This is a genomic window from Streptomyces sp. ISL-36, assembly GCF_018614205.1.
Lineage (GTDB): Bacteria > Actinomycetota > Actinomycetes > Streptomycetales > Streptomycetaceae > Streptomyces.
This window is the reverse complement of record NZ_JAGGOS010000139.1, coordinates 51,053-74,204: the sequence shown is the minus strand read 5'-3', so window position 1 is coordinate 74,204 and position 23,152 is coordinate 51,053. Positions and strand designations below refer to the sequence as shown.

18 protein-coding genes and 1 riboswitch are annotated in these 23,152 nt (G+C 72.1%); of the genes, 6 read left to right on the top strand and 12 right to left on the bottom strand.

The window, feature by feature from the left end:
- Both J7E93_RS31295 and J7E93_RS31290 read left to right on the top strand, forming a co-directional pair.
- A partial coding sequence (locus J7E93_RS31295) for a DEAD/DEAH box helicase (RefSeq protein ID WP_215073395.1) occupies nt 1-2,126 on the top strand: 2,126 nt, incomplete at its 5' end.
- Entirely contained in the window at nt 2,123-3,640 is a 1,518-nt protein-coding gene (locus J7E93_RS31290) for an SWF or SNF family helicase (RefSeq protein ID WP_251067340.1), read from the top strand. The genes J7E93_RS31295 and J7E93_RS31290, both read left to right, overlap by 4 nt.
- Here J7E93_RS31290 and J7E93_RS31285 read toward each other — a convergent pair.
- Complete coding sequence (locus J7E93_RS31285) at nt 3,621-4,427, bottom strand: hypothetical protein (protein WP_215073394.1); 807 nt, start codon at nt 4,425-4,427, stop codon at nt 3,621-3,623. The genes J7E93_RS31290 and J7E93_RS31285 overlap by 20 nt on opposite strands.
- A gap of 101 nt (nt 4,428-4,528) precedes the next feature.
- A complete protein-coding gene (locus tag J7E93_RS31280) occupies nt 4,529-5,386 on the bottom strand; it encodes a bifunctional 5,10-methylenetetrahydrofolate dehydrogenase/5,10-methenyltetrahydrofolate cyclohydrolase (protein ID WP_215073393.1) in 858 nt (285 codons plus the stop codon).
- 29 nt (nt 5,387-5,415) lie between these two features.
- A riboswitch (ZMP/ZTP riboswitch) is annotated at nt 5,416-5,522 on the bottom strand.
- 284 nt (nt 5,523-5,806) lie between these two features.
- Between J7E93_RS31280 and J7E93_RS31275 the strand changes: the two genes are divergently transcribed.
- Complete coding sequence (locus J7E93_RS31275) at nt 5,807-7,606, top strand: SpoIIE family protein phosphatase (RefSeq protein WP_374105455.1); 1,800 nt, start codon at nt 5,807-5,809, stop codon at nt 7,604-7,606.
- A gap of 73 nt (nt 7,607-7,679) precedes the next feature.
- Here J7E93_RS31275 and J7E93_RS31270 read toward each other — a convergent pair whose 3' ends face one another.
- Complete coding sequence (locus J7E93_RS31270; RefSeq protein WP_215073392.1) at nt 7,680-9,788, bottom strand: SpoIIE family protein phosphatase; 2,109 nt, start codon at nt 9,786-9,788, stop codon at nt 7,680-7,682.
- A 323-nt stretch (nt 9,789-10,111) separates the two neighbouring features.
- On the opposite strand from J7E93_RS31270, the gene J7E93_RS31265 reads away from it, so the two are divergent.
- Nucleotides 10,112-10,399: a hypothetical protein gene (locus J7E93_RS31265; RefSeq protein ID WP_215073391.1), complete on the top strand. Its 288-nt coding sequence runs from the start codon at nt 10,112-10,114 to the stop codon at nt 10,397-10,399.
- A gap of 50 nt (nt 10,400-10,449) precedes the next feature.
- Here J7E93_RS31265 and J7E93_RS31260 read toward each other — a convergent pair whose 3' ends face one another.
- The 3 genes from J7E93_RS31260 to J7E93_RS31250 all read right to left on the bottom strand — a co-directional run bounded on the left by J7E93_RS31260 (nt 10,450) and on the right by J7E93_RS31250 (nt 11,945).
- Nucleotides 10,450-10,716, bottom strand: coding sequence for a hypothetical protein (locus tag J7E93_RS31260; RefSeq protein ID WP_215073390.1), 267 nt, complete (start codon nt 10,714-10,716; stop codon nt 10,450-10,452).
- A 95-nt stretch (nt 10,717-10,811) separates the two neighbouring features.
- Nucleotides 10,812-11,297, bottom strand: a complete 486-nt coding sequence (locus tag J7E93_RS31255; RefSeq protein ID WP_215073389.1) for a hypothetical protein — start codon at nt 11,295-11,297, stop codon at nt 10,812-10,814.
- A 144-nt stretch (nt 11,298-11,441) separates the two neighbouring features.
- Nucleotides 11,442-11,945, bottom strand: a complete 504-nt coding sequence (locus tag J7E93_RS31250) for a hypothetical protein (RefSeq protein WP_215073388.1) — start codon at nt 11,943-11,945, stop codon at nt 11,442-11,444.
- A 324-nt stretch (nt 11,946-12,269) separates the two neighbouring features.
- Between J7E93_RS31250 and J7E93_RS31245 the strand changes: the two genes are divergently transcribed.
- Both J7E93_RS31245 and J7E93_RS31240 read left to right on the top strand, forming a co-directional pair.
- Nucleotides 12,270-14,264, top strand: coding sequence for a hypothetical protein (locus J7E93_RS31245; protein ID WP_215073387.1), 1,995 nt, complete (start codon nt 12,270-12,272; stop codon nt 14,262-14,264).
- The gene (locus J7E93_RS31240; protein WP_215073386.1) at nt 14,261-15,802 is read left to right on the top strand and encodes an ABC transporter substrate-binding protein; all 1,542 of its coding nucleotides are present in this window, start codon (nt 14,261-14,263) and stop codon (nt 15,800-15,802) included. Before J7E93_RS31245 ends, J7E93_RS31240 begins: the two co-directional genes overlap by 4 nt.
- Before the next feature lie 28 nt (nt 15,803-15,830).
- Here the strand turns inward: J7E93_RS31240 and J7E93_RS31235 are convergent, their stop codons facing one another.
- The 6 genes from J7E93_RS31235 to J7E93_RS31210 all read right to left on the bottom strand — a co-directional run bounded on the left by J7E93_RS31235 (nt 15,831) and on the right by J7E93_RS31210 (nt 23,148).
- Nucleotides 15,831-16,640, bottom strand: a complete 810-nt coding sequence (locus tag J7E93_RS31235; protein ID WP_215073401.1) for a class I SAM-dependent methyltransferase — start codon at nt 16,638-16,640, stop codon at nt 15,831-15,833.
- A gap of 163 nt (nt 16,641-16,803) precedes the next feature.
- Nucleotides 16,804-17,739 (bottom strand): formyltetrahydrofolate deformylase, encoded by a 936-nt coding sequence (purU, locus tag J7E93_RS31230; RefSeq protein WP_215073385.1) that lies wholly within the window; start codon nt 17,737-17,739, stop codon nt 16,804-16,806.
- A 4-nt stretch (nt 17,740-17,743) separates the two neighbouring features.
- Nucleotides 17,744-19,123 carry an L-serine ammonia-lyase gene (locus tag J7E93_RS31225; protein WP_215073384.1) on the bottom strand — a complete coding sequence of 460 codons (1,380 nt, stop codon included), beginning with the start codon at nt 19,121-19,123 and terminating at the stop codon, nt 17,744-17,746.
- The gene (locus J7E93_RS31220) at nt 19,123-19,812 is read right to left on the bottom strand and encodes a sarcosine oxidase subunit gamma (RefSeq protein ID WP_215073383.1); all 690 of its coding nucleotides are present in this window, start codon (nt 19,810-19,812) and stop codon (nt 19,123-19,125) included. The genes J7E93_RS31225 and J7E93_RS31220 overlap by 1 nt, the downstream gene beginning before the upstream one ends.
- A complete protein-coding gene (locus J7E93_RS31215; protein ID WP_215073382.1) occupies nt 19,805-22,855 on the bottom strand; it encodes a 2Fe-2S iron-sulfur cluster-binding protein in 3,051 nt (1,016 codons plus the stop codon). The genes J7E93_RS31220 and J7E93_RS31215 overlap by 8 nt, the downstream gene beginning before the upstream one ends.
- Nucleotides 22,852-23,148 (bottom strand): sarcosine oxidase subunit delta, encoded by a 297-nt coding sequence (locus tag J7E93_RS31210; RefSeq protein ID WP_215073381.1) that lies wholly within the window; start codon nt 23,146-23,148, stop codon nt 22,852-22,854. Before J7E93_RS31210 ends, J7E93_RS31215 begins: the two co-directional genes overlap by 4 nt.
- Between the last annotated feature and the right edge of the window lie 4 nt (nt 23,149-23,152).

Genomic DNA, 23,152 nt, shown 5'->3' with positions numbered 1-23,152 from the left:
CGCCGGACCCGCTGCTCACGGCGGCCGTACCGGACGCCGTCGACCTTGCCGACGAGGAGGTCACCGAGCTCCTCGGCCCCGCGGCACGAGCGCTGAACGCGACGGGCGTTCAGGTCCACTGGCCGCGCGACCTGGCGCACCGGCTCACGTCCCGCGCGGTGATCGGCCCGCCGGACGAGGGCCCGACCGCCGAGGGGGCGTCCACCAGTTCGTTCACCGACACGGGTCGGGAAGCGTCCACGCACGAGGGCCCGCACCCGCACCCCTACGGCGACCATCCGCACCCCGGCCACCCGCACCCCGACAGCCCGCACGACGCACCGGCCGCCGCCGGTCCCCGCTTCTCCTCCGCGCTGCCGTCCTTCCTCTCCGCCGATGCTCTGCTCGCCTTCCACTGGCGTTTCGCCATCGACGACCAGGAGCTCACCCGGGCGGAGCTGGACCGGCTCGCCGAGGCCGATCGGCCGTTGGTCCGGCTGCGCGACCAGTGGGTGCTGGTGGACCCGGCCGAGGTCCGCCGCGCCCGCGCGGCCCAGGACCGCAAGGTCACCCCGGTCGACGCGCTCGGCGCCGTACTCACCGGGACGACCGAGCTCGACGGCCGGCGCGTCGAGGTCGAGGCGACGGGCGCGCTGGAGCGACTGCGCGCCCGCCTCGCCGACCCGGAGGGCGGGCCCCAAGAGGTCACCCAGCCCGCCGCGCTCGCCGCGACGCTCCGCGACTACCAGCTGCGCGGCCTGAACTGGCTGGACCGGATGACCTCCCTCGGCCTCGGCGGCTGCCTCGCCGACGACATGGGCCTGGGCAAGACGATCACCCTCATCGCGCTCCATCTGCACCGGCAGAGCGATCCCGCCACCGCGGGCCCCACTCTCGTGGTCTGCCCGACCTCCCTGATGGGCAACTGGCAGCGAGAGATCGAGAAGTTCGCGCCCGGCACGCCCGTGCGCCGCTTCCACGGCCCGACCCGCACCCTGGAGAATCTGGCGGAAGGAGAGTTCGTCCTCACCACGTACGGCACCATGCGGCTGGACACCGAGAACCTGGCGCGGGTGCCGTGGGGCATGGTCGTGGCCGACGAGGCCCAGCACGTCAAGAACCCGTACTCCTCCACGGCCCGGCAGCTGCGCACCATCGGTGCCAAGGCGCGCGTCGCACTCACCGGCACGCCCGTCGAGAACAATCTCTCCGAGCTGTGGGCGATCCTCGACTGGACGACGCCCGGCCTGCTCGGCCGGCTCGGCACCTTCCGCTCCCGCTACGCTTCGGCCGTGGAGGGCGGCGAGGACCCGGCCGCCGCCGAACGCCTCTCCGCGCTGGTCCGCCCGTTCCTGCTGCGCCGCCGCAAGTCGGACCCGGGGATCGCACCCGAACTGCCCCCGAAGACCGAGACTGACCGGACCGTCTCCCTGACGAAGGAACAGACGGCCCTCTACGAGGCGGTGGTACGCGAGACCCTCGCCGCGATCGCCGAGGCCGACGGGATGGAGCGGCGCGGCCTGGTGGTGAAGCTGATGACCGGACTGAAGCAGATCTGCAACCACCCCGCCCAGTACCTGAAGGAGGACCACCCGCGGATCGAGGGCCGCTCGGGGAAGCTGGAACTCCTCGACGAGCTCCTCGACACCATCCTCGCCGAGGACGCCAGTGTGCTGGTCTTCACCCAGTACGTGCAGATGGCGCGGCTCCTCGAACGGCATCTGGCGGCGCGCGGTGTGCGGACCCAGTTCCTGCACGGCGGTACGCCGGTCGCCGAACGCGAGGCGATGGTCGCCCGCTTCCAGGACGGCGAGGTGCCGGTCTTCCTGCTCTCCCTCAAGGCGGCGGGCACCGGGCTCAACCTCACCAGGGCCGGGCATGTCGTGCACTACGACCGCTGGTGGAACCCGGCCGTGGAGGCCCAGGCAACCGACCGCGCGTACCGCATCGGTCAGACCCAGCCGGTGCAGGTCCACCGGCTGATCGCCGAGGGAACGATCGAGGACCGGATCGCCGCCATGCTGCTGCGCAAGCGGGAGCTGGCCGACGCCGTGCTCGGCGGCGGCGAGGCGGCCCTGACCGAACTGACGGATGCGGAGCTGGCGGATCTGGTCCAGCTGCGAGGGGATGGAGGGGACGGCCGATGAGCGCGTACGACGGGAAGACGCACGACGACGAGCGGACGTTCGCGGCGCTTCCGCCGGCCGGCAGCGGGGCCTTCGCGCGGACGTGGTGGGGTCGTGCGTGGCTGAAGGCGCTCGAGGACACCGCCCTCGACGGCCGACAGTTGAAGCAGGGGCGCCGCCACGCACGGGCGGGCGCGGTGGGTGCGGTGTCGGTACGACCGGGCCGGATCACGGCGGTCGTCAAGGACGGCGACGGGTCCGCGCACCGCAGCGATGTGCTGCTGCAGGAGTTGTCGGAGGTGGAGTGGGACCGGTTCCTGGACCTGGCGGTGGAGAGCGCGGGGCACATCGCGGCTCTGCTCGACCACGATATGCCTCCTCATCTGGTGGAGGACGCGGCGGCCGCGGGGCTCGAACTGCTGCCGGGCATCGGTGACCTGGAGCCCGAGTGCGGCTGCGAGGCATGGGACCACTGCCCGCACACGACGGCGCTCTGCTATCAGGTGGCGCGGCTGCTCGACGAGGACCCTTTCGTCCTGCTGCTGATGCGGGGGCGCGGCGAGCGGGCGCTCCTGGCGGCGCTGCAGGAGCGGAGCGCGGCACGGGCGGCCTCCGCCGGGGCGGCGGCGACGAGCGGGCGTGCGGCGGCAGGCGGGCATACGGCGACGGGCGGGCATACGGCGACGGGCGCGGTGGCCGAGGACGGAGCCGCCCCGGCGGGAACCGCGACGGACGGAACGAGCCCGGTCGGAATGAGCGCGGCAGGGGTGAGCACGGCAGGGGTGAGCGCGGAGGAAGCGTTCGCCGCGCGGGACATCCTGCCGCCGCTGCCCGTCCCGCCCACGCTGCCCCCGGCCCCTGGCGAGCCGCCGTCCCTCGACACCGAGACGTCGCCGGCGCCCGGCCTCGACCCGGCGGCGCTGGAGTTCCTGGCGGCGGACGCGGCCGCCCGGGCGCACCGCATGCTGGCCGAGGCGCTCGCACCGGGCCACGCGTCCGCCGAAGTGCCCCTGACGGCCCGCCAGGACGCGGTGCGGCTGGCCGCGGGGACTCCTCCGCCGAGGATCGCCGAGCGGCTGGCCGCCGGTTCCGGGCGGCGTCGGACGGAGCTGGACCTGGCCACGCGCGCGTGGCGCTGGGGAGGCGCGGCCGCCCTCTCCGTACTGGAGGAGGAGTGGGCGCCGGGAGCCGAGGCGACTGCCCGGGCGAAGGCGCTCCTCGCGGAGGCCTGGGAGGCGGCCGAGCGGCCGGTGCTGCGGCCGGCCGGGCCCGGGCGCTGGACGGTGGTCGGCGCGGACGCGCAGCTGCGCGTCGGCGAGGACGGCCGCTGGTGGCCCTACCTCAAGGAGCGAGGCACCTGGGTTCCGGCCGGTCCCGCGGCCCAGGACCCCGCGGCCGCGCTCGCCGGCCTGTCGACAGGCCGACGCGAGGGCGACGACACGGACACAGTCGCGGACGCCGACGGCGACGCGGGCACTGGCACTGGCACCGGCACCGGCACCGGTTCGGGAACCGTCACAGAAGCGGGGCGGTGAGTTTCGCCACGGAGCCCCGCGATTCCGCGCCGTCACCGGAGTACGCGGCGAGGCTGCAGGCCACGGCGTCGGAGCCGAGGAGGTAGCCGCTCCGGTACGGGTACTGGACGAAGGTGGTCCAGCGCGTGCCGAGCGGCTGCTCCGCGGCCTTGCCGCGCAGCGGCACCCGGCACAGCTCCGCCGCCCGGTCCCGTACCTCCTGATCGCTCCGGTAGTCGCCGGTGAGCCGCGCGATGGCGACGAGCTGGGCGTCGTGGGGCCGGTGGCAGTCGCGCCGGACGACGGTGCCGGGAGCGGCCCGGTCGATGTCGAAGCACTCCCCCACCCGGAGCCGCTGGTAGGGAACGGCCGGGCCGGTGGCGGGCGCTGTGGTTCCGCCCGCGCCGGAGCGGGGCGAGGTGCGGACGGGCGCGGCGGAGGCGGGAGAGCTGGACCGGGGTGACGTGGAGTCGGCCCTGGTCGGAACAGGTGCGGCGGCGACGGAGGCGGTCGGCGTGGGAGTGACCGCGGCGGGGAGCGCCGACGGCCGGCGCGAGGCGATCCCGCCCTGGGGCCCGGCCTGCTGACCGGTACCCGGCCCGGTCCCGGCACTCGCGGCGGCCCGAACCGGCTTCGGGTCGTCCGACGGCTGCGGCTCCTCCCCGCCGCCGTAGTGGCCGACGATCACGACGGCCGCCGCGAGGAGGAGCATCGGCACGAGGAAGTACCGGAAGGACGACGACAGGTCGGCGGAGAGCGGGGACATGATGACCAGGCTCACCCGCCGACGGCCGATCTGACGATCCATGGCGACGCATTGACGGCAAGTTGCAGCACGGCCCGTACAGAACTGTGACAAAGATTGTCGGCCCACGGACCGTACACACTCCACGGTCGTGCTAGTGGCGACTAGTAGAGACCGAGCTGACGCTCGGCGCCTTCGACGGTCTGGGCGAGGAGTACGGCGATCGTCATCGGACCCACACCGCCCGGTACGGGGGTGATCAGCGAGGCCCGCTCGGCGGCCGTCTCGAAATCGACGTCGCCGACGTTGCCGGGGTTGTAGCCCGCGTCGATCACGACGGCGCCGGGCTTGATGTCCTCGCCCTTGATGAAGCGGGGCTTGCCCACGGCCGCCACGAGGATGTCGGCCTCGCGGACGATGGACGAGAGCTCGGTGGTGCGGGAGTGACAGTACGTCACGGTGGCGTCGCGGCCGAGCAGGAGCAGGCCCGCCGGCTTGCCGAGGATGGCGGAACGGCCGACGACCACGGCCCGCTTGCCACGGAGCCCGACCTGGTACTCGTCGAGCAGGCGCATGATGCCGCCCGGCGTACAAGAGACGAAGCCGGGCAGCCCGAAGCCCATGGCGGCGAAGGAGGCCATGGTGACGCCGTCGACGTCCTTCTCCGGGGCGATCGCCTCGAAGGCGGCGCGCTCGTCGATGTGCGGCCCGACGGGGTGCTGGAGGAGGATGCCGTGGATTTCGGGGTCCTCGGAGAGCGCGGTGATCGCGGCGACGAGCTCCTCGGTCGTCGTCGAGGCGGGCAGCTCGACGTGCTTGGAGCGGATTCCGGCCTTCGCGCAGCGGTTCTGCTTCATCTTCACGTACGTGACGGACGCCGGGTCGGCGCCGACGAGCACGGTGGCGAGACAGGGCGTGACACCGGTGCGGCGGGTGATCTCTGCGGCACGGGCGGCGGTCTCCTCGACCGTGCGGCGGGCGAGCGCGGTGCCGTCCATGAGGGAGGCGGTGCTGGTGGACATGGGCCACTCCTGGGCGTCGTCGAGGACAGGGTGATCGCCCAGGCGCACGGCAGCGACGGCTCCGCGCGAGTGCGCGGCTTCCGCGGGGCCGCTCCCCGGTGGTGATCCACCTCAAGCGCCAGTCACGGCCCGAGCCCCACTCTACGTGAGGGCTCGGGGGCGGCGACCGGAGAGGGGCCTATGGGGGGCGGCGGCGGCGTCCGGCGGGCCGACCCAGGAGCCCGCCCGGGCCCCTCCGGTCCCACCACGCTCAGGACCCGCACACAACTGCCTGGACGTCGTCCTGGTTCCCCCCTCCTGAACAGGGGAGAAGGGGCGCCGTGTCGTGTACTTTCTGCCCTGACATTCGGGAAGCGTGGCAGCCCCTTCCAAGGCACACTGTGCACCAGGGGCGTCGAGACGTGACAGGAGGCCGAATCGGTGAACGGCGGCAGCCGCAAACGGCGCCTGACCAGCCGGTCCTGGACAGCTAGCGGTGCATCGGCGTACGGCTCCCGCAGCGCGAGCCCGCGTTTTCGCCGAGGCAGGGGCCTCGTGCCGCCGGACCGGTTCACCACGCGCAGTCGGCTTGCCTGGCTGAACTCCGCCACCTCCAGGATCGGCACGACCCTGGACCTGGAGCGCACCGCGCAGGAGCTCGCCGAGTTCACGGTGCCCCGCTTCGCCGACGGAGCGGCCGTCGACATCCTCGAGAGCGTCCTGCGCGGCGACGAGGGCGCCCGGTCGGCAGCGACCGGCGTCCCCGCCATGCGGGCCACGGCACTGTGTGCCATCGAGGAGCTCTCCTCCCTGGAACCGACACCGGTGGGGGAGACCTTCGTCCACGCAGAGACGCAGCACGAGACACTCCTCCACCGTTACTGCCTCCGCCAGGGCAAGCCGGTCCTGCTCAGCCGGATGAAGGACGACGACTTCGCCCGCGTCGCGCCCACCGCGAGTGCGGCCGCGAAGATGCGCGCCGCCGGTGTGCACAGCTACCTGGCCGTGCCCCTGATCGCCCGCGGGCTGCTGCTCGGCAGCGCCGACTTCGTCCGCGGCCCCGGGACGCCACCGTTCTCCTCCACGGATCTCGCCCTGGCGGAACAGCTCGCCTCCAAAGCGGCCGTCTTCATCGACAACGCCCGTATGTACGGACGCGAGCGCGAGCATGTCGTCTCACTGCAGCGCAGCCTCCTGCCGCGGGTGACTCCGACGACGCCGGGTCTGCAGGTGCACGCCGAGTACGCACCCTCCACCGCAGGCCACGGCGTGGGAGGTGACTGGTACGACGTCGTGGCCCTGCCCAGCGGACGCACAGCCCTCGTGGTCGGCGACGTCATGGGGCACGGGCTGCCCGCCGCTGCCACCATGGGACGGCTGCGGGCGGTCGCCCGCACGCTGATGACCCTGGACATGGCCCCGGAACGGATCCTGGCGCGGCTCGACCTGGCCACCCGCGACCTGGAGGACGAACAGGTCGCCACATGCCTGTGTGCGGTCTACGACCCGGCCGACTCCAGCTACACGCTCGCCAGCGCCGGGCACCTGCCGCCCCTGCTGGTCGACGGGCCGGGCTCCGCCTCCTTCGTCGACGTGCCGACCGGCGCGCCCCTCGGCGCGGGAGTGATCCCGTACGACCCGCTGCGCATGCGGGTACCGGACGGCAGTCACCTGGTCATGTACACGGATGGACTCCTCAAGTCCAGGACCGAGGACCTGGACGCCCAACTGGACCGGCTGCGCACAGCGGCGCTCGGCCTCACTCCGAGGGCGCTCGAAGCGGGGCGTCTGCTGGACTGCGCACCGGCCGGCGCCGCGCGGTTCGACGAAGCCGTGCTCGTCGTCGCGGCGGGCTCCTCGTTCCCGCCCGGCGATCTGCGCGTGTGGGACCTGCCGAAGGAGGGCCCTGCCGCCTCCGTCGCCCGTGGCCTGGTCACCGGCCAACTCGCCGCGTGGGGCCTCGCGGAGCTCGCCGACGTCTGCGAACTCGTCGTCTCCGAACTCGTGGGCAACGCCCTGCGCTACGGGAACGGCCCCGGTCAGCTGCGACTGATGCGCGGCGAGCGCCTCATCGTGGAGGTCTCCGACACGGGTCCCGACCTGCCCCAGATCCAGCATGCGGAGCTCAGCGACGAGGGCGGCCGGGGGCTTCAGCTCATCAACATGCTCTGCCGCAGATGGGGATCCTGCCGGACCGTCACCGGCAAGGTGGTCTGGGCGGAGCAGAACATGCCGTCCTGACAGAGCATGCCGTCCTGACGGAACATGCGGTCCTGACGGAACATGCGGTTCTGAAGGGCGGTCCGGTTCCGGGTCAGGTCGGTTGCCGCTCCACGCCCAGGTGCTGGTGGGTACGGCCGCCGGTGAAACGGGCGATCAGCAGGGCGATGTCGTCGTCGGCCGAGCCCGGCACGAGGTAGGTGAGGAGGCTGTCGCACAGTCCCGTCAGGGACAGGTGAGGCTGGCCGAGTACGTGGGTGAGTTCGCCGAGGCGTTGGTCGATGTCGCTGTCGCGGGCCTCGATGAGACCGTCGGTGTACAGCACGAGGAGGCTGCCCGGTTCCAAGGTGGTCTCGGTGGTGGTGAAGCGGGTGTCGCCGACGCCGAGGGGGGTGCCGGGCGGCAGGTCGACGAGGTGGACGGTGCCGTCGGGGCCGACGATGGCCGGGGGCGGGTGGCCGGCGCGGGTCATACGGCACCGTCCGGTGGCCACGTCGATCACGGCGTAGAGGAAGGTGGCGAGCATCGGCTCGGCGAGGTCGTCGAGCGCCGCTTCCAGTTGGTGCAGCAGTTCCTCGGGCTCGAGGTCGAGCCTGGCCAGTGCCCGGACGCTGGCGGAGAGCCGTCCCATCACGGCGGCGGCCCGGATGCCGTGGCCCATGACGTCGCCGATGAGCAGGGCCGCTTTGCCGTCGGGCAGGTCGAGTACGTCGTACCAGTCGCCGCCGACCTCGTTGACGTCGCTGGCGGGCAGGTACCGGTGGGCGACCTCGATCCCGGGCGGCGGGGTGATGTGCTGCGGCAGCATGCTCCGCTGCAGGGTGAGGGCGGTGTCGTGTTCTCGGTGGTAGAGGCGGGCGTTGTCGATGCTGAGGGCGGCACGGGCGGCCAGCTCGCTGGCCAGAGTCACGTCGTCGGAGCTGAAAGGGCCGGTGGGACGCGTGCGGTAGAAGGTCGCCACGCCGAGTACCAGGTCCCGCGCGAAGAGCGGGGCCATCATGAACGAGTGCACGCCGATCCGCAGCAGCTGCGCGGGCCTGTTGGTGTGGCGGGCGGCGGGGGCGATGGCCTTCTCGTCGAGACCGGCCAACAGGAACGGTCGGCGATTGGCGAGGGCCTGGGTGTAGGGCGCGGCCCCCGGGAAGACGAGGGTGCGGCCGAGCGGGGCGAGGGCATCGGTGACCGCGGAGCCGGTCAACGGGGCCTTGCCCAGGCGGCGCAGGGCGACACCGCCGTCCAGGCCCATGCCCGGCTCGTCGCCGCGGGCAAGGGTGTCGAGGACATCGACGGTGACCGCGTCGGCGAGGCGGGGAACAGCGAGATCGGCGAGCTCCTGGGCGGTGCGCTCCAGTTCCAGGCTGGAACCGATCCGGATGGACGCCTCGCTGAGCAGTGCGAGCCTGCGTCGTCCCGCCTCGGCTTCGGTGTGGGCGCGCTGCTGGTCGGTGATGTCGAGCAGCGAGGCGATGACTCCGATGGGCCGGCCGCCCGGGTCCTCCACGCGTACGTACGAGCACGACCACACCCGGTCATGGTCGGGCTCGGCCGGGGTGCGGCCGATCCGGCGGCGGTCCAGGACCGGCTCCCCACTGTCCAGAACCTGCCGCATCGCGCCCTCCATGTCCTCGGCGTTCACCTCGGGCAGCAGCTGCGACAGGCGCCGGCCGACATGGGCCGACTCCGACATGCCGTTCATCCGCTCCAAGGCCCGGTTGACCCGGAGGAACCTCAGCTGGGTGTCCAGGACGGCGATACCGACCGGGGAACGGGCGAACAGCCCGTCCCACACCGCCGACGATCCTCGGATACGCCGCGCTGCGTGCGCCTCGGCGGCGAAGAGCAGGATCGCGGAGGCGTCGTCGTGCCGGTCGGGAACGGGGCTCGCCCAGATCTCCACTTCGACGGGGTGCCCGTCGCGGTGCCAGGCGGTGACCGTGCCCATGACCCCCCGCCCGCCCGCCGCGGCCTCCCACAGCGACCGGCCGAGGCTCCTGTCCGCGCCCGGGTGCAACAGCTCGGCGATGTGCCGTCCGATCACCTGTTGCGGGCTGTAGCCGAGCAGCCCCTCGGCGGCCCGGTTCCAACGCACGATCGTGCCGTCGGCGCTGGTGGCCACCTGCGCGACCGGCAGCGCACCCAGCCAGCCGCCGGCGTCCTGGGCCGCACCGCTGACGAGCTCGTCGACCGGGTCCGGATCACTCATCCCGCGCCTGCCCGCAGGGAGACACCCGATGCGCTTCCTCCATACCTTCCATGGTCACCCTGGCGGCACGCCACCGCTCTCGCACGAGCGTCTGCCTCACTGCGCGGCGCCGGTCGCTCACCCACCGGAGCGGCCCGGTGGGTGCGGCGCCCGGTACGTCCCCGGGGGGTGCGAAGCGGCGCCCTTTCGGCCCTTGGGCTGCTTCCTGCTCGCCGCCGGCGGTCGTCCTGCTCGCCGGGCTGTGGCACGGCACTGACGGGTGCGGCCAGTGGGGGGAGCGGGATGACACGCGGACAGGCTGGGGCATAGCCATAGCGGCGCTTGTGGCGGGCGGCGCGCTGGGCTTCGCGGTGGCGGCCGTCCAGGAGGACGATTCGCCTCCGGTGACGATCGGCGCGCAGCAGCCGGCGGAGTCGGTGGTGCCGAAGACCCGGGCGGGTCGGGTCGATGCGTGGACGGCCGAGCTCAAGCGTGCGGGCAAGGAGCTGCCGAAGGGCTGGGAGGTGCTGACCACGGACGAGATCCGGGAGCGCTACCTGCACCAGAGGATCGTCAACGCTCCGGCCGCCGAGGACATCGACCCGGACATGGGACGACCCGCGGGCGGGTGACGGAGCGGGCCCCGGCCCGGTCGGCCGGGGCCCGCTGGGTGCCGGTTGGATCAGTTCGCGGCGTTGATCGCGTTGATCACCGCTACGGCCTGGTCGCCGTGGTCGGACGAGTACAGGTGGTCGTTGACCCGCTGGTCCTGGTCGTCGGTGTCGACGTGGGAGTTGGCTCCGACGATCCGCCCATCGGTGGTGGCCATGGGGCCGCCGCTCGCGCCCGCTCCCATGTCGCAGGTCATCTCGAGGCGGTTGTCCCACGGGTACATGTCGACCGCGTCCACGACGTCGCCGGTGCAGGAGAACTGGGTGCAGCCGTCCATGTCGGTGCGGTGGTAGCCCTCGCCAGTTGAGGAGCATCACGGGGCCGCCCCGCTCCGTCGCGCGATCGGGGGAGGCCGCAGGCGGCGCCGAGGGCTCAGCGGATCGCGGCGGCGGCCCACCGGGCGAAGCCCGCCACGTTGTGCGGGCAGCGCCAGCGGGACTCCTCCCCCGGTTCCCGGCCGTTCTGGTCGAGGTCTTCCCACGCGTACTCCGAGTCCCCGGCCAGCAACGACAGCAGCATCTCGAAGGACTCCAGTTGTCCGTCAACGTCGCTGTCGTCGCACGGGTGAGTCCCGTGACCGCACACCCGGTTCGCGACGGCCGGGTCCGAGGCCGCGGCCAGGAGCATCTGCGCGGCCGCGTCGGCGACCTCGGGGTCGGCTTCCGACGCCGCGTGGCCGTACATCGACACCAGTCCGAGCGTGAAGAAGGCTGTGACGTCCGGATCCTGGGGTACGGCCGCCCGGGCCGCACGGAGCCGGTTGACGCACTCCAGCAGGGTCTCGTCGGGTTCACCCAGGAAGTACCCCTGCCTGATCGACTCCCAGTCATCGGCCAGCTCTGCCGCATCCGCAATCATGATCAGGACGACGCCGGGCCGGGGACACCGGTTCCGGGACAGTAACTGGGGCCGGCGCCGAGCGTACGAGCGCCGCCGCCGGCGGGGTTCTGCCGGCGGCGGCACGGTATCGGGCCCGACGCCGTGTCGGTGTCGGTGTCGGTGTCAGTGGAAGAGCAGGGAGGCGTCGCCGGCCGCGGTGGTGACCGAGCCCGGGCAGAGGAAGCTGCCGGAGGTCTTCGCCGCGGTGAACGCCTGGTTCAGATACTTGCGGGTGGTGCCGTCACGCTTCCACAGGACGTTCGTCGCCTTGTAGCGGCAGGAGATGCCGCTCTGCTGGCCCGTGATGTCGATGACGTCGGCCTTCGCGCTGCCCGCCGCGTCGTCGAAGGTGACCGTGGGGTTGTTGTTGAGGGCGGCGGTGATGCTTCCGCTGCAGCTGAGGTTGCCGCCCGGCTTGTTGATGGTGGCGCGGTCGATGGTCAGCGCGGCGGGCGGGTTGGCGCTGGTCCGGGCGTTGGTCCAGGTGCAGGTGTTGCCCGCGACCACGATCACGCCGTCGACCTGCTGGTCGGCGGTGGGTCCTGAGGCGGTCGCCGCCGTGGATGCTGCGGCGGTGGCTGCGATGATCAAGGCGGTGACGCACGAGAGTTTCGATATGTGCCTCATGTCGCTCCTTCTGCCACGTCCTTGTGGGGGTGTGAGTGGAGCCCGCGTCCGCGTCCGACAGGCGGGGTCGCGCGCGGATCCGGGTGGGGCCAGGAGAGTCCCACAGGGATGTTGAATTGTCAGGTGCGCGTCAATCGTTTGGCTGGATAGCGCCCTCCTGGCAGGCCGTGGTCGAGGACGCGGCCGTACGTTCCTCCGGCACCGTCCCAGGACGGTGTTCTTCGCCAACCCCGCTGCCGAGCAGGCGCATCTCGGGTAAGTTCCCGCTGAGCAGGACGAGTTGATCTCTTGATGCGTGGCTGGCAGGGGGAGACGGGGAGCGCCATGAGCGGGAGACTGTACGGTCAGCAGGCCCTGCAGGAGGGATTTGTCCCCCGGCTGGTGGGGCTGCATCACAAGGACGGGTACCAGGTTCCCTTCGCCTATCCCGAGGGCGCGCCCGTGGTACGGATCGTCGGCGGACGCGGGAGCGGCAAGACCGCCCTGCTGGGCGCCGTCCATGACGCGTACAACGGCCGGGTGCCGCTCGCGCGGGTCGACCTCGGGGCGCCGGGATTCGGCGAGCCCGGCGTCGCCGACGGCGACGGCGACGTCCCCAACGCCTCCCGCATCACCTACCTGCTGTATCTCCTCGCCTACAAACTCGGTCTGGAGGTACGCCGTTTCGGCAAGCAGATGACCTTCCCGCGGCTGTCGCTCGGCCTCCTCGTCGTCACCGCGTGGCGCCCGCTGAACAGCGACGAGACCGATGTGCGCCCGCCCGACCTGCGGCGGGCGGAGGCCGATCTGCGGACCCTCATCACCGCCGAGGACCCCGACGTGCGGCGCCGCAGGGAGAGCCTGGGCCGTTGGTTCGACGTCGTCACGGACAATCTCCCGCTGGTCCTGTCCGCCGTCCCCGGCCTCGACACCATCGCCGGGATCGTCCTCGACACCGCACGGGCGCAGCTGGTCAGAAGCGAACCGGACAAGGGCGCGCTCGCCTGGTGGGGCGGACGGCTGCACCGCTCCCAGGGCTACCAGGGCGACTCGCTGCAACGGCTCTTCCAGTTCGTCCGTGGCTTCCGCAGGCTCGACGACCGCAGACGCACCGCCGAGGAACACCTCGTCGCCGCCCTCCTCGACGACATCGACGCCAACTACGGCGCTCTGCGCCGGCTCAACAAGAAGCCCCGACCGCTGCTGCTCCTCGACAACGCCCACACCGGCGTCGGACACACCTTCCTGGACCTGCTCGACTCCGGACTCGGCGCGCCGGGCAGGACCCCCACGCGTCCCGCCGTCCTCGCCACCCTGCTCGGCAAGGGCAACCGGCACCCACCACTGACCGAGGTCGGCGGCGACGCCGTACCGCAGGCCCGGCCCCTGGTGCTGGGCATCCCCGCCATCGAACGGGCCCACATCGCGGAGATGCTCAGCCGCGTCGACTACCCCGACCATCTGCCCCGCGTCGTCGCCCGGTACAGCGGCGGCCGCGCGGCGAGCGCCCGCATTCTGGCGGACGCGGCCGTGCGCCGTGTCGAGGAAGCGGGCACGATACGCAGCGGGGAACTCCTCGACGACGCCGCACCCACGCTCCTCGCGAAACTGCTGCCCGATCCCGTGATGCGGGAGCGCTTGGTCCTGCTCTCCGCGGCGGCCGACGTGGGCACTCGGCGCGCCCTGTGGGCGTACGCCCATCCCGAGGACCACTCCGAGGAGCTGGTCGCCGCCCGCGTCCACGAGGCCGACGACTACCGGATCCGCTCCTGTCTCGACGGCGACCGTGCCCTCGATCTGCTGCTGCGGCACCGGCTGGCCGCCACCACCACCCATGAGCGCTGGCGCGACACACAGCTGCGCCTGCGCTCTCTGTGCGACCCGCGCAGTGACACCTATCTGCACCACACGCTGGCACTGGGTCGGGTGGAGGAGGTGGTCAGCGTTCTGCACCACCGGTTCACCGTTGCCCCGCCCGGCGAATGGCTGACCGCACTCAACCTGATCTGCGCCGCGCCCCACCCACGCGAGGGCTACGAGCCGCCGGCCGGGAGCCCCACGCTGTCGTGCACGGCCTGCGGCAGCGGCGCCCCCGGCCCGCACCACGACGCCGTCGCGTCCCTCGTACCCCTGCTGTGGCGGCTGTCCGACCCGCTGACCCTCGCACCGCGCGAGGACGAACTGACCACCGTCCGCATCGCGCTGGAGACGCTGTACGGCAACAAGGCCGCGCACGCCGCCTACCGCGAGGCGTCCGCCGCCTGGCCCGCCCGTCTGCGGGCCGGAACACAGGCTCCCGATCTGCCCGTCTCCGTCCTCCAGGAAGGCGCCGCGTCATGACGTCGTTCATCGCAAGACTCCCCGGCGGGCCGCTCACCAAGGCGGCCGCCCTCGTCGTCGCCCTGGCCGTGCTCGGCGCCGCCGTGTGGACCGGGATCGTCGTCTTCGGGCCGGACCCGGCATGCGGCAAGGGCATCGAGGAACGCGGCCCCGAAGGCGCCCGGGAATGCACGGGCGTCACCGACGGCAGTTTCGTCTTCGCGGACAACCTCAAGGAGGTCAGCGCCCGGATCAAGGCGGAGAACGAGCGGATCAAGAACGAACCGCACGTCTCCGTCGCCGTGATGCTGCCGATGGCACCGGCGCAGGCTTTCGAACAGAGCAAGACGCTCCACGAGGTGCAGGGCGCGTACCTCGCGCAGTACCGCGCCAACCACGACTCCAACAGCAAGAAGCCGTCGATACGGCTGCTGCTCGCCAACCCCGGCCGCAGCCACGCGCACTGGAGGCCCGTCGCCGAACAGCTCGGCGCCATGTCGGAGTCCACGGGCGACAACCTCCGGGCCGTGATCGGCTTCGACGTCTCGACCGCCACCACCCAGGCCGCCATCGGCTACCTCACCCGGGAGCGCGGCATTCCCGTCGTCGGCGGTCCCATCACCGCCGACGACTCGGGCAACAGCCCCGAGCGGCCGAATGCGTATCCGGGCCTCGCCCGGGTCGTACCCACGACCACCGACCAGGCGAAGGCCCTGTCCCACTTCAACAAGGGCATCGACCCCAAGCACACCCTGGTGGTCGAGGACATCCGCACCGGTGACAACTACGTCGACGCGCTCAAGCGGGCCTTCGCCGAACGGACCCAGGGATCGCCCCGCGCACCCGAGCAGTACCGCGCGCCCGACGAGTTCCACGAGGAAGGCACCACCGCCAACGCCTTCGACCAGATGGTCGACACCATCTGCACCTCGGCCGCCAAGGTCATCTACTTCGCCGGGCGGCCTGTCCAGCTACGGCAGTTCGTCAACGAACTGGGCAACCGGGGCTGCACCGAGAAGAAGTACACCGTGATCACCGGCTCCGGCGCCTCCACCCTCTCCTCGGACAAGCTCCTCGACTGGGACGCCTTCCGCAAGGGCGTGACCCTCCAGTACGCCGCCGTCGCCCACCCCGATGCCTGGACCGGTCCGAAGGCGCCGGCCACCGGCGGCTCCGCCGCCGCGTACCGCACCCTGGCCGAGCTGGCGACCAGTAAGGAGGTCGGAAAGATCGGCCCGGTGGAACTCATCGACTCGCGGACGATCACGTTCTACGACGCCGGTCTCACCGCGATCACCGCCATCCGGATGCGCGACGACGGCGACCCCGTCATCCCCACCCTCAGCCGCATCAGCGACTCGTGGCTGCGGCTGCACGGCATGGGCAAGGTCGACGGCGCCAGCGGCTGGATCTGCCTGGACAACTACGGCAACCCCTACAACAAGGCGGTCTCCGTGGTGGAACTCGCCCCCGACGCACCGGGCCGTATCCGCTTCGTCGGCCTCGCCTGGCCGACCGGCCGACCCACCCCCGCGGACTGCACCGCGAGCCGCACCTGATGCCCGAGCTGGCTCTGCCCGGCGGTGATCAGCGACGAGCACGGGCCAGCAGAGCCGCATGCGGCAGCGTCAGTACACCGTCTTCATCGGCGAACGCGGAGCTGAATCGATCGAAGTTGCGCTTGATCTCCGCGCGGATCAACGGATTCTGGCTCTGCACCATCTGGCCGCCGAACGCCACGCCGGCCGCCGGACCGCTCCACCACTCTTCGGCGGTAGCGCGGTGGTCCCAGCGCAAGCTCTCACACCTCGTCTCCCGCAGACCCGCAGCATCCATCAGGCCCGTCAGACCGCTCTCGTCGCGGGGAAAGTCCTCTTCCGGGGCCAATCCTGCCGGCAGGTGGGGTGGACGCACGGCTCCAGCGGCCTGGATCGCTCGGCCTAGCAGCGCCTGTCCGGGGGCCGGCGGCGCCGCCCATATGGTCAGCGCGATCCAGCCGTTCGGCCTCACGACACGGCGTAGCTCGGCCAGAGCGATCTTGGGCCGACCCACATGGTTCAGCACGAAGTTGGCCACGACGGCGTCGAACTCTCCGTCTTCGAAAGGAAGGTCAGGAAGCGCGGCCACGTGAACGTCAACAGCAGGGAGGGCCTGCTTGGCCAACTCGACCATGGTCGGCTCGGCATCCACAGCTGTCACCATCGCGCCCCGGGCGCATGCGGCCGCGGCGGCGGTACCGGGGCCAGTTCCGACATCGAGCATCCGCACGCCCGGCCCGACCTCGGCGGCATCGAGCAGCTGCGGCACCGGATACGCGCACAGCCTGGCGAAGCTTTCGGCATAGGCAGATCCCCGGCCCGCCCACATGAGCCGCTCACACTGGTCGAAGCCCGTCATCAGCACCGGCATCTGTCTCCACTCCCCAACCGAAGAGCGACATGGTGCCACGACCCTCACCGCTGCGCAGCGGGGCCGGCCCTCAGCGACGTACCCCAGATCCTGTCCGCGCCCTGTACGACCAGGGCGCGGACGACCTGAGCGTCGCTCGTCGTCCGGACGTTCAGCGCAGGACCGCCGTGCGTCTGCCCTGGACGAACACGCGGCCTTCGCAGTGCCAGCGGACCGCTCGGGCCAGGGCTGCCGACTCCGCGTCGCGGCCGATGGCGGCCAGGTCGGCGGCGGTGTGGCTGTGGTCGACGGGGATGACCTCCTGGGCGATGATCGGGCCTTCGTCGAGGTCGGCGGTGACATAGTGGGCCGTCGCGCCGACGAGTTTGACGCCGCGGTCGTGGGCCTGGTGGTAGGGCTTGGCTCCCTTGAAGCTCGGCAGGAACGAGTGGTGGATGTTGATCGCCCGGCCGGCCAGTCGGGTGCAGAGGTCGTCGGAGAGCACCTGCATGTAGCGCGCCAGGACCACCAGGTCGACGTCGAACGAGTCGACGATCTCCAGGAGTCGGGCTTCGGCCCCCGGTTTGGTCGCCGCGGTGACCGGTACGTGGAAGAACGGGATGCCGTGCCAGGCGACGAGTGCCTCGTGGTCGCGGTGGTTGGAGACCACCGCGACCACGTCGATGGGCAGGTCGCCGCTGCGCGTGCGGTAGAGCAGGTCGTTGAGGCAGTGGCCGTAGCGCGACACCATGACCAGCACGCGGCGCCGGGTGGTGACCGGTTCGAGGTGCCATCGCATGGCGAAGGGGGCCGCCACGGCGGCGAAGTCGCGGCGCAGGGGCTGCGTGGTGTTCTCGCTGCCGGAGGCGGCGAAGTGCACCCGCATGAAGAAGTGGCCGTCTCGGCGGTCGCCGAACTGCTGGTTGTCGATGATGTCGCTGCCGTGCTCGACCAGGAACCGCGAGACGGCATGGACGATGCCGGGCGCCTCGGGGCAGTCGAGGGTGAGGACGTGCTCGACCGGCGCCGTGGCGGGGTCGACCGGCGCCGTGGCGGGGTCGGTCGGCGAAGGGGCGGGGGACGTGGCGGAAGCCGGGGAATCAGTCATGGTGTCAGCATTCGATGACGTTGACGGCGAGGCCGCCGCGGGCGGTCTCCTTGTACTTGACCTTCATGTCCCGGCCGGTGTCGCGCATGGTCTTGATCGCCTTGTCCAGGCTGACCTTGTGCGTGCCGTCACCGGCCAGGGCGAGCCGCGCCGCGTTGATCGCCTTGTTGCCGGCGACGGCGTTGCGCTCGATGCAGGGGATCTGGACCAGGCCGCCGACCGGATCGCAGGTGAGCCCCAGATTGTGTTCGATACCGACCTCGGCGGCGTTCTCGACCTGCGCCGGTGTGCCACCGAGGACCTCGCACAGGGCTCCGGCCGCCATGGAGCAGGCCGAGCCGACCTCGCCCTGGCAGCCGACCTCGGCGCCGGAGAGGGAGGCGTTCTGCTTGAAAAGGATGCCGATCGCGGCGGCGGTCAGCAGGAAGCGCACCACGCCGTCGTCGTCGGCGCCGGGTACGAACCGCGCGTAGTAGTGCAGTACGGCGGGGATGATGCCGGCCGCCCCGTTGGTCGGGGCGGTCACGATGCGGCCGCCGGAGGCGTTCTCCTCGTTGACGGCCAGGGCGAACAGGTTCACCCAGTCCATGACCTCCAGCGGGTCTCGGCCCCCGGTCCTCGCGGTCAGGTCCTGGTGCAGCGCCGGTGCCCGGCGTGGCACCCGCAGGCCGCCCGGCAGCACCCCTTCTCGTTCTCGGCGGCATCCGCGCTCCACACATTCCTGCATGACCGACCACAGGTGCAGCAGTCCCGCCCGTACGTCGGCCTCGGGGCGCCAGGCCTGTTCGTTGGCGAGCATGATGTCGCTGATGGCGAGGCCTTCCCGAGCGCAGTGCGCGAGCAGTTCGGCTGCCGAGTCGAAGGGGAAGGGCACGCGTGTGGTGTCCGCCACGACACGGTCGGCGCCGGTGGCGGCCTCGTCGACGACGAAGCCGCCCCCCACGGAGTAGTAGGTCCGCTTGCCGAGCACCCGGCCGTCGTCGGCGAAGGCGTGGAACACCATGCCGTTGGGGTGTTCGGGCAGCGACGTGCGCCGGTGCAGTACCAGGTCGGCATCGCTGTCGAAGCCGATCCGGTGCTTGCCCGCCAGGAGCAGGGTGTTGCTGTCGCGCACCTCCGCCACCCGGGCGTCGGCCCGTTCGGTGTCCACGGTGGCGGGATCCTCGTCCTCCAGGCCGAGGACGACGGCCTTGTCCGAGCCGTGCCCGTGGCCGGTCGCGCCGAGCGACCCGAACAGTTCGGCCCGCACTCGGCTGACGGTGGGCAGCAGGCCCTCGCCGTCGAGGAGCCCGACGAAGCGCCGGGCCGCCCGCATCGGCCCCACCGTGTGGGAGGAGGAAGGGCCGATGCCGACCGAGTACAGATCGAACGCGCTCAACGCCATCAGGGGACCTCCGGGGCGCGATACTCGCTCATGGCGTCGATGAGCCAGCGCGCCAGGTAGTCGGCGAACGAAGAGCGAGGGAACAGCCGGTACGTCGGTACGTCGTCGACCTGCCAGAGCAGCACGGCAACAGGTCCCACCGTGGTCGACACCGCCTGGCCGGGGCCGAAGGCCCGGGGATGCAGGTCCAGCGGGCAGCCCTTCTCCAGCACCGCCCGGGCGGCCGGGCCGCTCAGTTCCAGCGTGGTGCGGTTCGCCGAGACGTCCACCACCGAGCCCGGGTCTGCGCCGAGCGCCTCCCGCAACTCCGCGGCGACGGCGGCATTGTCGGCCTGGGACAGCACGAGCCACTCGTCGGGGCCGAGCCAGAGGACCGTTTGCGGACCCCACGTGGTGGTGTGGCCGCACTGGCGCGGGAGCGGGGCGCCCAGGGTCTTCTCGATGCGGTCGGCCGCTTCGGAAGCGGGATCGACGCGCAGGTTCACCATGGTGAGGAACGGCCACTCGGTGAGCGTGACGCCGCGGGCGCCGGTGACGCCGGCGGCGCGCATCCGCTCCGCCAGATGGGCCAGGGGGCTGGTGCGCAGGGCCACCGCGTCCGCGCCCGTCCCGGCGCCCCGGCCCGCGCCCGCGCCCGTCCCTGCGCCTGCGCCTGCGCCTGCGCCTGCGTCGATCGTCGGCTCAGCCATCTCGCTTGGTCCCTTCGGGGTCGTAGAGGACGAAGTCGGCGACTTCGACGGGCACCAGGTCCTCGCCCACCGGAGCGAGCAGGGTCTCGCCGATCCGGGCGCGCCCGTCGGCCACGAGGGCGAGGGCGAAGGGGCGGCCGAGGGCCGGGCTGTGGTAGCTGGAGGTGACGTGCCCGAGCATCGGCACCGGTCCGGCCTCGGGGGTGAGGGGCACGCCCGGCGCGATGAGCTGCGTGCCCTCCGGCAGCCGGGTGGTGCGATCGCTCGGCAGCAGGCCGACCAGCTGCTTGCGGTCGGCGCGGGACGTGTCGGCGCGGGAGTGGGACCGCTTTCCGATGAAGTCCTTCTGCTTGGAGACCACCCAGGACATGCCCGCGTCCTGTGGGGTGACGGTGCCGTCGGTGTCCTGGCCGACGATGATGTAGCCCTTCTCGGCGCGCAGGACGTGCATGGTCTCGGTGCCGTACGGGGTGATGCCGTACGGCTGCCCGGCCTCGTACACCTGCTCCCAGACGGCCAGGCCGTACCAGGCCGAGACATTGATCTCGTAGGCGAGTTCGCCGGAGAAGGAGATCCGGCAGATGCGGGCCGGGACACCGGAGGCCAGGGTGGTCTCGCGGAAGGCCATGAAGGGGAACGCCTCGGCGGACAGGTCGAGGTCGGGCGCGAGCCGGCCGACGACCTGGCGCGACCTGGGACCGACGACGGCGATCGTCGTCCACTGCTCGGTCACCGAGGTGCAGCGGACGTCGAGTTCGGGCCACTCGGTCTGCAGCCACTCCTCCAGCCAGTCCAGGACGCCGGCCGCGCCGCCGGTCGTGGTGGTCATGAAGTAGCGGTTGTCGTCGAGGCGCAGCGTCACACCGTCGTCGAAGATCATCCCGTCCGGCTTGCACATCACGCCGTAGCGGGCGAGGCCGGGCTTGAGCTTCTTGAACGCGTTGGTGTAGACGCGGTTGAGGAACTCGCCCGCGTCCGCGCCCCAGATCTCGATCTTGCCGAGGGTGGAGGCGTCCATGAACGCCACTCCGTCACGGGCCGCACGGCACTCGCGGGCCACTGCGGTGTCCATGTCCTCGCCGGGCCGGGGGTAGTGCCGAGGGCGCTTCCACTGCCCGACGTCCTCGAACTCCGCGCCGTGCGCCACGTGCCAGCTGTGGACGGAGGTCGTGCGCTCGGGATCGAACAGCTCGCCGCGCTCGCGCCCGGCCAGGGCGGCGAACGCCACCGGCGTGTACGGCGCGCGGTAGGCCGTGGTGCCGATCTCGCCGGGGGATGCTCCCGCGCCGAGCGCCTCGGCGATCACACCGATCGCGTTGACGCCGGACGTCTTGCCCTGATCGTTGGCGGTGCCGAGGGAGGTGTAGCGCTTGACGTGCTCGACACCGCGCATGCCGGCGCCGGTGGACCGCCAGACATCGGCGACCGTGACGTCGCGCTGCAGGTCGACGAAGTGAGTGTCCCAGCCGCCGGGACCGCTGCCGGGACTGCCGCCGGATTCGCTGCCGGGACCGCCGTCGGATTCGCTGCCGGGTTCGCCGTCGGATTCGCTGCCGGGTTCGCCGTCGGATTCGCTGCCGGGTTCGCCGTCGGATTCGCCGCCCGGGCTGGTGCCCGGGCTGATGCCGGGGCTTGTGCCGGGCGCGGGCACCAGCCACAGTGCGCGCACCAGGCCGGCTCCGGACCGCGCGTCGCCGGACGGCGGTACGGGAACCGGGAACCCGGCGTCCGTCGCGGCCAGCGCACCGGCCCGCGCCCCCTCGGCGAGACAGCCGTCGAGGTCGTAGGTCCCGCGGGCAGCGCCGACGACGTGCTGGTTCCGTACGGTGCCTTCGGGGACGAAGGCGACCAGGTCCTCGTCCCAGCGCAGTCGCCCCTGGCGCTGGCTGTGCAGGTGCACCACCGGGCTCCACCCGCCGGAGACGGCGAGCAGGTCGCAGCCGAAGGACTCCGGTTCGCCGGTGAGTCGACCGTTCTCGTCGAGGGCCTGGACGGTGACGCCGGTGAGGCGGCCGACGCCCGCGGTGTCGACCACGGCACTGCCCGTCAGGACCCGCGCGCCAGTCGCCGCGGCGACCTCGGCGGCCCGGGGGGAAAGCTCGGGGCGCGCGTCCACGACGCCGGCGATGTCGATGCCGGCGGCGTGGAGGTCGGCGACCGTGTCGTAGGCGCTGTCGTTGGTCGTGCTCACCACGGCCCGCGAGCCCGGAGCCACGGCGTACCGGTTGAGGTACGAGCGCACGGCCGCGGCGAGCATCACGCCGGGCCGGTCGTTGCCGGCGAAGACCAGCGGACGCTCGTGCGCGCCGGTCGCCAGGACCACCTGGCGGGCCCGGATGTGCCACAGGCGCTGGCGGGAGACGCCTGCGGACGGTGCGGGGGCGTCGGCTCCGAGGTGGTCGGTACGCCGCTGCAGGGCCAGCACATAGTTGTCGTCGTAGCTGCCGAAGGCCGTGGTGCGCTGCAGGACGACGGCCTCGGGGGCGGCGTCGAGCACCGCGCGGGCTTCGGCGACCCACGCGAGGGCGGTCTGCGCGCCGGCCCTCTCGGTACGGCAGGAGAGCAGTGAACCGCCCGGCTCGGGCTGGTCGTCGAGGAGGATCACCCGGGCGCCGGAACCGGCGGCAGCGGCGGCGGCGGCGAGGCCGGCCGGGCCCGCGCCGACGACCAGGACGTCGGTGTGGACGTACTTCTTGTCGTAGACGGCGGGATCGGGGGTCGGGTCGAGTCGGCCCATCCCGGACAGCGTCGTGGCGCAGAGGCCGTCGTACAGCTCCACCGTCGTCGCCGGGAGCATGCCCTCCGAGCACGGGCCGTCGATCTGCAGCAGGGCGTTGGGCTCCTCGACGCCTGCGGCGACGATGCCGCGCGGGCGGCCGCGGTAGAGCGAGGGGGCGGCCTCGGTGATCCCGTTCGCCAGCAGGGCCGAGGCGACGGTGTCTCCGGGGTGGCCGGTCAGTTCCCGCCCGTCGACAGTGAACCGCAGCACGGTGCCGCGGTCGATGCGGCCTCCTTGCCGGAGCCGGAATTGCTGGTCGGTCATCGGTTCCCTCCGGCCTGGGGCAGTTCGGGGCGCGGCTCGTCGAGCCGGTAGGCGGCGAGCACCTCGTTGGTGACGGTGTCGCGCAGGACGTTGAACCAGCGGCGGCAGCCGGTGCTGTGCATCCACCGCTCCGCGAAGGGGCCCTTGGCGTTGTCGCGGTAGAAGACGTACTCGGCCCATTGCCGGTCGTCGAGGTCCGAGGGGGTCTCGGGGTAGGGGACGTGGGCCTGTCCCCCGTAGTGGTACTCGGTCTCGTCACGGGGACCGCACCATGGGCAGCTGATCAGCAGCACGTGT

Coding starts and splice junctions, on each gene's coding strand:
- J7E93_RS31290 (WP_251067340.1), top strand. CDS start 2,123: ATGAGCGCGTACGACGGGAAGACGCACGACGACGAGCGGACGTTCGCG.
- J7E93_RS31285 (WP_215073394.1), bottom strand. CDS start 4,427: ATGGATCGTCAGATCGGCCGTCGGCGGGTGAGCCTGGTCATCATGTCC.
- J7E93_RS31280 (WP_215073393.1), bottom strand. CDS start 5,386: ATGTCCACCAGCACCGCCTCCCTCATGGACGGCACCGCGCTCGCCCGC.
- J7E93_RS31270 (WP_215073392.1), bottom strand. CDS start 9,788: ATGAGTGATCCGGACCCGGTCGACGAGCTCGTCAGCGGTGCGGCCCAG.
- J7E93_RS31260 (WP_215073390.1), bottom strand. CDS start 10,716: ATGGACGGCTGCACCCAGTTCTCCTGCACCGGCGACGTCGTGGACGCG.
- J7E93_RS31255 (WP_215073389.1), bottom strand. CDS start 11,297: ATGATTGCGGATGCGGCAGAGCTGGCCGATGACTGGGAGTCGATCAGG.
- J7E93_RS31250 (WP_215073388.1), bottom strand. CDS start 11,945: ATGAGGCACATATCGAAACTCTCGTGCGTCACCGCCTTGATCATCGCA.
- J7E93_RS31245 (WP_215073387.1), top strand. CDS start 12,270: ATGAGCGGGAGACTGTACGGTCAGCAGGCCCTGCAGGAGGGATTTGTC.
- J7E93_RS31240 (WP_215073386.1), top strand. CDS start 14,261: ATGACGTCGTTCATCGCAAGACTCCCCGGCGGGCCGCTCACCAAGGCG.
- J7E93_RS31235 (WP_215073401.1), bottom strand. CDS start 16,640: ATGACGGGCTTCGACCAGTGTGAGCGGCTCATGTGGGCGGGCCGGGGA.
- purU (WP_215073385.1), bottom strand. CDS start 17,739: ATGACTGATTCCCCGGCTTCCGCCACGTCCCCCGCCCCTTCGCCGACC.
- J7E93_RS31225 (WP_215073384.1), bottom strand. CDS start 19,123: ATGGCGTTGAGCGCGTTCGATCTGTACTCGGTCGGCATCGGCCCTTCC.
- J7E93_RS31220 (WP_215073383.1), bottom strand. CDS start 19,812: ATGGCTGAGCCGACGATCGACGCAGGCGCAGGCGCAGGCGCAGGCGCA.
- J7E93_RS31215 (WP_215073382.1), bottom strand. CDS start 22,855: ATGACCGACCAGCAATTCCGGCTCCGGCAAGGAGGCCGCATCGACCGC.